Consider the following 8,828-nt stretch of genomic DNA (forward strand, 5'->3'; position numbering starts at 1 on the left):
TCCCCGGGCGCGTCGCCCGCGATGACGCTCGCGCGTCCGCCCAGCGAGCCGCCGAGGCCCCAGTCCCCACCGCCCGGGGCGGACGACGTGGACCAGCGGCTGGTGGCGGCGCCGAAGGCGACTGCTGTGTAGGCCTTGTCGAGCGCCAGCGAGTACGCGCCGAGCTGAGACCCGTCGCTTCGCGAGGTAGCGACTGGGTTGCCGCCGCGATCGACGACCGCGACTGCAAGCGCGAGCTGCCGACGGGCGCAGAATGCGCGGAACAGCTCGATCAGGTGCGCCGCAAGCGCCTCGGACAGCTCTGGCAGGGCGATCTCACCCGCCCCCTGGGGCGGGGCGTCCGATGTCGTCATGGTGTCTCCCATCGTCGATGTATAAACTATACGCACGGCGTGCTTGCGCGCACTGTGCGCCGCGGTCTCAGATGCTCTGCGAGCTGAGCGGTGACCATTCCGCCGCGAAGAGGAGGGCTTGCCGATGTCCGTCCCCCGCACCATCCGCGGCGCCCGCGGCGCGGCCTCGACCGCGCACCCCGACGCGACCCGCGCCGCGCTGGGCATGCTCGACGTGGGCGGCTCCGCCGTCGACGCGGCGATCGCAGCGCAGGCCGTGATCGCCGTGGTCATGCCACACGCGGCGGGCCTCGGCGGCGACCTGCTCGCGCTCGTACGCACCCCCGCTGGTGCCGTCGTCGCAGTCAACGGTGTCGGACGCAGCCCCGCTCTGGCGCCGTCGACCTGGGGTTCGGACGGCGGCTCCTCTGTGACAGTGCCCGGACTGGTCGACGGCTGGTTCGCGCTGCACGCGCGCGGCGGTCGCCTGCCGCTGCCGCTCGTGCTCGAGCCGGCGATGCGGCTCGCCGTGGGCCACGTCGTCGACGAGCAGCTCGCCGCCGCCGTCGAGAAGCAGCGCGCTCGACTCGAGCGATATGGCCGCGCACCCACGGCCCTGTTACAGGCCGAGCCGGGCGTGCTCCGGCGCCAGCCCGAGCTCGCCGCGCTGCTCGATCGCATCGGCAGCGTCGGACCCGAGGCGTTCTACCGCGGTTCCGCTGCCGCGGCGATCGTCTCGGCGGTAGCCGCGACCGGAGGCACGCTGAGCGACGCAGACCTCGCGGCGCACCGGACCTCGACCCCCGAGCCGCTCGGCGTGCCCTGGTACGGCGGCAAGCTCGTGGTGCAACCGCCGCCGAGCCAGGGGGTGCTGCTCGCCATGGCCGCCGCCTGGCTCGATCGTCGTGACCCGGACCCGTCCGTTCCTCTCCAGCACCTGCTCGTCGAGCTGGTGGAGTCGGTCTATGAGTACCGGGAGAAGGTCACGTCGCGAGGCGCCGACCTGCTGCGCGCACGGCTCTACCCCGATCTCGTGCACGCCTCCCGCCGCGGCGGAGCGCGCGCCTACCTGCACACCGCTGGGGTCGCCGTGGCCGACGTGGACGGCACGGTCGTCTCGTCACTGATCAGCGTCTTCGACGACTTCGGTTCGGCGGTGTTCGTGCCGGAGCTCGGCATCGTCCTGGCGAACCGCGCCGCAGGCTTCACCACGGGTGCGAATGCGCCCGGGACGTCGCGCTACCCCGTGCACACCCTCGCTCCGGCCATGGTGCTCGCCGCAGACGGCGGGGCGACCGGGCTCGCGACGCCAGGCGCCGACGGCCAGATCCAAACGCTGCTGCAGATCCTCGCGGCGGTGCGCTTCACCGGATGCTCCTTCGCCGAAGCCCTCGACCGCCCGCGGTGGCGCAGCGAGGACGGCCGGCTGCTGATCGAGGCGGGACACGAGGCCGGACCGGTCCTCGCGACCCGCGGACACGACCTCGTCACCCGCTCCCCCGGCAACGCGGTCTTCGGTGCGGTCGTCGTCGCGGGCGTCGACGCAACCGGGCCCTTCGCCGCCGGTGACCGCCGGCGCGACGTCCGTGCGGGAGGCACCCCATGACCGATCCGACCGAAGCAGCGGACATCGCCCGACTGGCGGAGGAGGCGCGAGAGTCGGTGGTGGGGCTCTGCTCGCAGCTCGTCGCGGCACCGAGCGTCAACCCTCCGGGCGACACCCGCCGCGTCGCCGGTGTCGTTCTCGACTTCCTCCGCGCGCACGGCATCGCCGCGGAGGAGCAGGCGCTCCTGCCCGAGATGCCGTCGGTCGTCGCAGTCCTCGATTCCGGCCGGCCCGGCCGCCACCTCGTGCTGAACGTGCACCTCGATACCATGCCTCCCGGTGACGAAGCCGCCTGGACGCACCCGGTGTGGGAGCTCACCCGCTCCGGCGGCCGCCTCCAGGGCCTCGGCATGGGCAACATGAAGGGGGCGGTCGCGGCGATGCTGCACGCGGTGGCGCTGCTGGACCACCGCCGCGACGCCTGGTCGGGCAGGATCACCTTCACCGCAGTCAGCGACGAGGTCGTGTTCGGCGACCACGGCGCCGCCCACCTGCTGGCAACCCGCCCGGATCTCGCCGCGGACGGGCTGCTGTGCGGGGAGGGACCGGGATTCCGGCGCCTCGCCGTCGGCGAGAAGGGCGTGCTCTGGCTCGCGCTGGAGGCGGTCGGCGACCCCGGCCACTCCTCCTCCGTCCGGCGCGGCCGATCCGCAACGGCTCGGATCGCGGCCGCCGTGACCGCGGTCGACGCGCTGACCGGCACCCGCGGTGGCTTCGACGGCGAGCTCAAGGGGCTCGTCGTCGCCGACGAGGCCACCGCCCTGAACCTCACGGCGAACGTCGGCACCCTGATCGGCGGATCGTTCGTCGGCCAGGTGGCGACGAGCGCGCGGGCGGAGGTGGACTTGCGGCTGCCGCCCGGTATCTCGGCTGACGCCGCGCAGGCCCTCGTGGAAGGTGCGGTCGCCCGCGCGGTGCCCGACGGCGGGGTGACGATTACCCGGATGAAGGGGTGGGACCCGAACGTGACCCTGCCCGCCTCCCCGATCGCCGAGTCGTGGAGCGCCGCGTGGAGCGCATTCGAGCGAAGTCCGTTGGAGCTGGCGGTGCGACTGCCCGCCAGTGACGCGAGCCGCTGGCGCCGCCTCGGCACGCCGTCACTCTGCTATGGACCTCAGCCGACGTATTCTGCGGGGATCGACGACTACGCGGAGGAGGACGAGGTGGTCCGCTGCATCGCCCTGTATGCCCTCACCGCGCTCCGGTTCCTCGGGGATCGACGGGACAGCCGGTCGACGCGATGATCGACTCCGAAGCGCGTGCCGGCCGAGTGCATCCCGGGGTGCGACCGCTTGTCAGCGGGTCACTGCCGCGGCAGATCCACGAGGCGCTGGAGGAGGCCATCATCGGCGGCGAGTTCGCCCCCGGCACCCGGCTGCTCGCGGACGAGATCGCCGCCGGCTATGGGGTCAGCCGCATCCCGGTCCGCGAGGCGCTGAGCGCGCTCGGCGAGGCCGGCTGGGTGGAGACCCGGCCCCGCTACGGCGTCTACGTGCTGGAGCGGACCCGCGAGGAACTCGCAGAGCTGTTCGAAGCGAGGGCCGGCATCGAGCAGGAGGTCGCCCGGTTCGCCGCCGCGCGGCGCACGGATCAGCAACTGGCCCGGCTGCACGCCATCGTCGAGACGAGCCGCAGCGCGAGCGACCACGGCGATGCGGCGGCGGTGGCCGCCGCCGCGGTCGCCTTCAACGCCGCACTGCGGGACGCGGGCGGGAACGGAGTGCTTGGCGGCCTCTCCCTCGGGCTGGAGAAACGGGCTCGATTCTACTTCTCGCCGGTCGCCGCGTTGCTCGGTGTCGAGTGGGTGATCGGCCAGGACCGGCTCCTCCGGCTGTTGGTCGGCGGCGACGTGGAGGGAGCGGGCCGTTCGGCGCGCCAGCACATCGAGGAGACCGGGCGAGCCGTCGCCGCACTGCTCGGGTCGGACGCATTCACGTCCTGACCGGCACCGACCCTGGATTCCGCCTCCGGTCCTCCGCGCCGTCGCGCCCGGAGCGTGTCCGGACGTCGTAGTCCCGCCATGCGACGCGCCGAGTGAGCCAACGGTAGGCGGTGACGAGTCGCGGCCAATTCTGCGTGTTGCGACCGGTCGCGGTGGTGAACCAGTTGGCGCAGCCGGTGACCCACACGCTTCGAGCCGAGCGGCGCGCGATGTCCTGCACGAATGCCGAATGCGCCCGCTCCGTCGGCGCCATGCTGAACGGCCCGCGCGCCCTCCAGGCCCGGGCGATGCGGGCCAGGTAGGTCGCCTGGCACTCGAGCATCACGACCACGGAGTTCCAGGCGGGGTTGGTATTCGGCCCGTACATCAAGAAGAGGTTCGGGAAGCCGGGCACCCCCATGCCGAGGTACGCCTCCGGCCCCGCCGCCCACGCCGCGGCGAGGGATCGGCCGTCCCGGCCGGTCACCTCGACTCCCTCCAGGAACGCGTGGGTCCGGAATCCGGTGCCGTACACCAGAACGTCGGCAGGGATCTCCCTGCCCGAGGTGGTGACCACGGCGGTCGGTGCGAGCGCGACGACGCGCTCGTCGACCAGGGTCACGTCGGGTCGTTGCAGGGTCTCGTACCACTCGTTCGAGACGAGGATCCGCTTGCAGCCGTACCGGTCCTCGGGCTCGACCTGCCGGCGCAGGTCCGCGTCGGGCACCCGGAGCCGCAGCTCGCGGCGGAACCGTCGCTCTGCGGGTGCGACCAGCGCGGGCCAGCGGATGAATTGTGGAGTCTGCAGTTCCTTGTCGAGATAGGACCGCAGGCGGCGCAGCCGCGACGAGAGTCGACCCTGCGGCCCGTCATAAGGATGGTCGCCCTTGGTAAGGATGTAGCCCGGCGAGCGCTGCACGACAGTCACGGTGCGCGCCCGGTCGGCGATCGCCGGAACGAGCTGGATGACGCTCGCACCGGTGCCGACCACCACCACGTCGCGGTCGTCGAGGTCGACGTCGTCATCCCAGCGGGCGGAGTGGAACGCGGGCCGCTGGAAGCCCTCGGCGCCGGGCAGCGCGGGTATGTTCGGCGTGCTCATCTGGCCCGTGGCCGCCACCAGGATGTCTGCGGTCTCTCGCAGGCCGGAGGCGAACGTCAGGGCCCACTGTCCGGCCTCGTCGTTCCACGTCGCCGCGGAAAGCGTCTCCCCGAAGCGCAGCGTGGAGCGCAGGCCGAACCGGTCGACTGTGTCCTCGATGTAGCGCTGGATCTCCTCCTGCGGCGCGAACCGACGCGACCAGTCGTGTTTCGGCGCGAACGAGAACGAGTAGAGGAACGAGGGCACGTCGCATGCGGCGCCGGGATAGTGGTTCTCGCGCCACACGCCGCCGACCCTGTCCGCGCGCTCGTAGATCCGCACTTCGGCGCCCGCGCCGCGCAACCGTACCGCGGCGGCGACGCCGGCGAAGCCGCTCCCGATGATGGCGACCCGGGGCTGCGCTGCGATAACCACAAGCAAAATTATACTGTATACGTCGCTCATTGAGGGGCCGGAATCGGACTCCGGCGCAGCGGATGCCTCCTCCCAGCATCGCCGGTCGCCGACGCTCGCGGATACGATGCAAACTCGTCCGTGTATCTGAGGGCGTGAAGGAGAGCGATGCAGCGGTATCCGGATCGCGGGTTGCACGGACGGGTTGTCGACGAACTCGGCCTCCGGATTACAAATGGCAGGCTTCAGGCCGGCACCATCCTGAGTACCGAGGAGCTCTCATCCACCTATGCGGTGAGCCGGACGGTGGTCCGCGAATCTCTGAAGGTGCTCGCCGGGAAAGGGCTGATCGACGCCCGGCCGCGGCGAGGGACCTTCGTTCAGGAGCGGGCCAGGTGGAACCTGCTCGACCCCGACGTGCTCCGGTGGCAGTTCGACACGGTGTCGGACCCCGGCATCCTCGACAAGCTGCACGAGGTGCGCGTCATGGTCGAGCCCGCCGCGGCCGAGCTGGCGGCGGTGCGCCGTGACGACGTCGACCTACGAGCGCTCTTCGACGCCGTTGACGCCATGTCCATCGCCTCCGTCACAGCCGATGCGCTCGCGGAGGCGGACCTGCAGTTCCATCTGGGCATGCTGGCCGCAACGCACAACGAGCTGATGGAGCAGCTGAGCGTCGTCATCGGCATCGGCCTCTCCGCCCGCGACCGATACGTCCACAGCCACCGCGTATCGATCAAGCGGAGCCTAGAAATGCATCGCGACACTGCCGCCGCGATCGAGGATCGCGACCCTGCAGCCGCTCGCGCCTGCATGCACCTGCTGCTGGAGTCGGCCGCCGCCGACGTACGGGAACTGCAGGAACCGGCACTCTGACGACGCGGGCGGGTCGCGCCGGTCGGTGACGCGACGCCGCGCAGGTCAGCCGGGCAGCGACGAGGCGGTGAGCGGCTCCCCCACCGCTCTGGACACCAGCAGGTCGTCGATCCGCTGATCGCTGTACCCGAGTTCCGCGAGCACCTCGCGGGTGTCCGCCCCAAGCCGCGGTGCCCCTCGCCGGATAGCAGGAGGCGTGTCAGAGAGGCGCAGCGGCGGACGCACGGTGCGGACCATCAGCCCCTCCACCGCGGACGGCTGGTCGACGAACGTCCCGGTCTGATTCGCATGAGGATCCGCCGCGACGTCCGCGTAGTCGTAGACCGGCCCGGCCCACAGGTTGACCGCATCGCAGCGGGCGAGCCACTCGGCTGTGGTCCGCCCGGTGAAGCGGTCCCGGATTGCCGCGTACACCACGTCCTTCTGCGTGTGGCCGTCGTTGTAGTCCGTCAGGCTGCGGAGCCAGTCGTCGTCCAGTACCTCGCCGAGCGCGGGCAGCGGCGACATGGCGAGCGTCAGCCAACCGTCGCTCGTCCGGTACACGCCGTAGGGAGCCGGGATGGAAGCATGAGCCGACCGCTCCTTGGTGCGGGTCGGCGCCCGGCCCGTATTCAGAAAGGTGACCAGCTCCTGCAGCTGCGCGTCGAGGACGACGGAGAACATGTCGACCTCGACGTGCTGGCCACGGCCGGTGGTCTCCCGCGCGCGCAGCGCAGCCAAGATCCCGATCACAGCCTGATAGCCAGTCATCACGTCCGCGGCCCAGAGAGCACCCGGTTCAGGATCGTCGCCGGCGCTGCCGACGGAGAACATGGAGCCTGAGTAGCCCTGCACCACCAGATCCTGACCGGGGCGGTCCCGGTAGGGCCCCGTCGATCCGTAACCGCTGATCGAGCAGTACACGAGCCCCGGATTGATGGCGGCGAGCCGCTCGTAGCCGACACCGAGTCGCTCCCCGGTGCCGTGCCGAAAGTTTTGGAGGAAGACGTCCGCGCCGCGCACCAGATCGTCGACGACTCCGCGCGACTCGGGGTTCTTCAGGTCGATCGCCAGACTGCGCTTGTTGCGGTTGACCGCCGTGAAGGTGGACATCTCGCCGTGGATCCGCACGTCCTCGAAACCGTGGGTGCGGTTGAACTCGCCGACAAGCGGAGGTTCGATCTTCACCACGTCCGCGCCGAGGTCACCGAGCCGGGTCGCCGCCAGCGGGCCCGCGAGCATCTGCGTCGCGTCCAGCACTCGAAGGCCTGCCAGGGCTCCAGTGGGCTCAGTCATGTTCCGCTCCTACCATCGTAATTAGTCATATTATCGCACCCGGGGCGCGGCGGGGAGGTGCGTCACCCGCTGGACGGTCACGCCGTTGGCGTCGCGGATCACGTACTCCCCCGGCTGCAGGCCGCCGGCCGCATCGGTGCCGACGTTCGCCTCGACGGACGCGCCCCCCTCGAACACCGTGCGCCCCAGGTCGGGACCATCGGTCTCGAAGCCGACGATGTTCTGATCGCCGGCGAGAACACGCAGCTCGTCGAACGATTGGGTCGCCCGGGTGAAGGTCTCCCATCGCGGCGTGCCGGGGGTCAGCGGGTGGTCGGGGTCGACGATGGAAATCGGATTGGCCCCGAACAACGCGGTGATCGCGTTGTTGGAGCCCCACGTCTCGGCATGACGGTCCTGACCGGTGCCCCACCACATCGTCCGGGCCACGGCATGGCGGGCCACCATGCCGAAGAAGGGCACCCGGTGCTCCAGGTTGAACTCGAAAGCGCGACGCGCCGGGTTCACCGGGTAGTCCTCGAGCTGGATGGACCCGATGTTGAACTCCCAGTCGTAGGAGAACAGCCCCTCGAACGTGTTCACGTGGTCGATGCCCCACCACTTGCCCGCCTCCGAGTGCACCAGGCGGCCGGGCGCGGCCAGCAGGTCGAGGATCTCCTTGCGGTACTCGATGTCCTCGACGCGGTGCACGGGATGGTCGGGCGAGTAGCACTCCAGCCCGTACATGGCCGTCGCGATGTCGTAGAACACCGCGGTCGCGCCCTGCCGCTCCAGCATGGGAACGCCCTGCTCCTGGACCACGTGGAGGTGGCGGCTCGGGCACCGCCGATAGGTCTGCACCGTTGTCGCGTTGTGCACGGCCCGCGCACGCCTACCGACGCGACCGGTCGGATCAAGGTGATCCTCGGTGCGCCAGAACTGCTCCCCGTCCGCGAAGGGCAGATAGCGCCAACCCGCGTTCAGCCAGCCGGCCATGTCGTGGATCAGGTCCTCCGGCCAGCCGGTCATGGCCCCCTCCGGCGGGTACACCCCACGCCAGCCCAGTTCCTCCACGGACCCGGGCGGGAAGACGTCGTAGGTCTGGAAGTACGGCCCCCCGGCGTAGGACGACCCGGCGAGCGCAGCGGTCGCGGCGGCGTCGGCGGGTCGACCCATCACCATCACCGACTTCAGCCCGGCGGCGGCGAGGTCGTCGACGATCGTCGACGTGAGGGTGTCGAAGTGGCACCAGAGGACGGTGCCGCCCACCGACGCGTGCAGATCGGCTGGCACCCCCCGCTCGGTCATCTTCTCCGTCTGCGTCATCAGCCGCATCCCCTGCTC

The 8,828-nt window shown here is 70.9% G+C and carries 8 protein-coding genes; 4 read left to right on the top strand and 4 right to left on the bottom strand.

Translation table 11 applies throughout. The features are described from left to right. Positions 1–365: heme-binding protein (locus tag ACFE60_RS15185; protein WP_375389705.1), on the bottom strand; the 365-nt coding region annotated here is incomplete at its 3' end. A 112-nt stretch (positions 366–477) separates the two neighbouring features. On the opposite strand from ACFE60_RS15185, the gene ACFE60_RS15190 reads away from it, so the two are divergent. From ACFE60_RS15190 to ACFE60_RS15200, 3 genes are read left to right on the top strand one after another with little or no spacing between them, the layout of a single operon-like run. Further along, positions 478–1,938, top strand: a complete 1,461-nt coding sequence (locus ACFE60_RS15190; protein WP_375389706.1) for a gamma-glutamyltransferase — start codon at positions 478–480, stop codon at positions 1,936–1,938. Then, entirely contained in the window at positions 1,935–3,182 is a 1,248-nt protein-coding gene (locus ACFE60_RS15195) for a M20/M25/M40 family metallo-hydrolase (protein WP_375389707.1), read from the top strand. The genes ACFE60_RS15190 and ACFE60_RS15195 overlap by 4 nt, the downstream gene beginning before the upstream one ends. Then, complete coding sequence (locus ACFE60_RS15200; RefSeq protein ID WP_375389708.1) at positions 3,179–3,880, top strand: GntR family transcriptional regulator; 702 nt, start codon at positions 3,179–3,181, stop codon at positions 3,878–3,880. The genes ACFE60_RS15195 and ACFE60_RS15200 overlap by 4 nt, the downstream gene beginning before the upstream one ends. Here ACFE60_RS15200 and ACFE60_RS15205 read toward each other — a convergent pair. Continuing rightward, entirely contained in the window at positions 3,870–5,552 is a 1,683-nt protein-coding gene (locus ACFE60_RS15205) for an FAD-dependent oxidoreductase (RefSeq protein ID WP_375389709.1), read from the bottom strand. The genes ACFE60_RS15200 and ACFE60_RS15205 overlap by 11 nt on opposite strands. On the opposite strand from ACFE60_RS15205, the gene ACFE60_RS15210 reads away from it, so the two are divergent. Further along, entirely contained in the window at positions 5,523–6,230 is a 708-nt protein-coding gene (locus ACFE60_RS15210) for a FadR/GntR family transcriptional regulator (protein WP_375389710.1), read from the top strand. The two genes, ACFE60_RS15205 and ACFE60_RS15210, sit on opposite strands and share 30 nt — an antisense overlap. A gap of 45 nt (positions 6,231–6,275) precedes the next feature. On the opposite strand, the gene ACFE60_RS15215 is transcribed toward ACFE60_RS15210, so the two are convergent. Together ACFE60_RS15215 and ACFE60_RS15220 are read right to left on the bottom strand one after the other, a co-directional pair. Continuing rightward, positions 6,276–7,505, bottom strand: a complete 1,230-nt coding sequence (locus ACFE60_RS15215) for a CaiB/BaiF CoA transferase family protein (protein WP_375389711.1) — start codon at positions 7,503–7,505, stop codon at positions 6,276–6,278. Positions 7,506–7,535: 30 nt separating this feature from the next. After that, a partial coding sequence (locus ACFE60_RS15220) for a hypothetical protein (RefSeq protein WP_375389712.1) occupies positions 7,536–8,828 on the bottom strand: 1,293 nt, incomplete at its 5' end.

The organism is uncultured Amnibacterium sp. (genome assembly GCF_964245895.1).
Classification (GTDB): Bacteria; Actinomycetota; Actinomycetes; order Actinomycetales; family Microbacteriaceae; genus Amnibacterium.

What these genes read in the sequence shown, in the direction of transcription:
- ACFE60_RS15190 (WP_375389706.1), top strand. Translation starts at nt 478, where the DNA reads ATGTCCGTCCCCCGCACCATCCGCGGCGCCCGCGGCGCGGCCTCGACC.
- ACFE60_RS15200 (WP_375389708.1), top strand. Translation starts at nt 3,179, where the DNA reads ATGATCGACTCCGAAGCGCGTGCCGGCCGAGTGCATCCCGGGGTGCGA.
- ACFE60_RS15215 (WP_375389711.1), bottom strand. Translation starts at nt 7,505, where the DNA reads ATGACTGAGCCCACTGGAGCCCTGGCAGGCCTTCGAGTGCTGGACGCG.
- ACFE60_RS15195 (WP_375389707.1), top strand. Translation starts at nt 1,935, where the DNA reads ATGACCGATCCGACCGAAGCAGCGGACATCGCCCGACTGGCGGAGGAG.
- ACFE60_RS15210 (WP_375389710.1), top strand. Translation starts at nt 5,523, where the DNA reads ATGCAGCGGTATCCGGATCGCGGGTTGCACGGACGGGTTGTCGACGAA.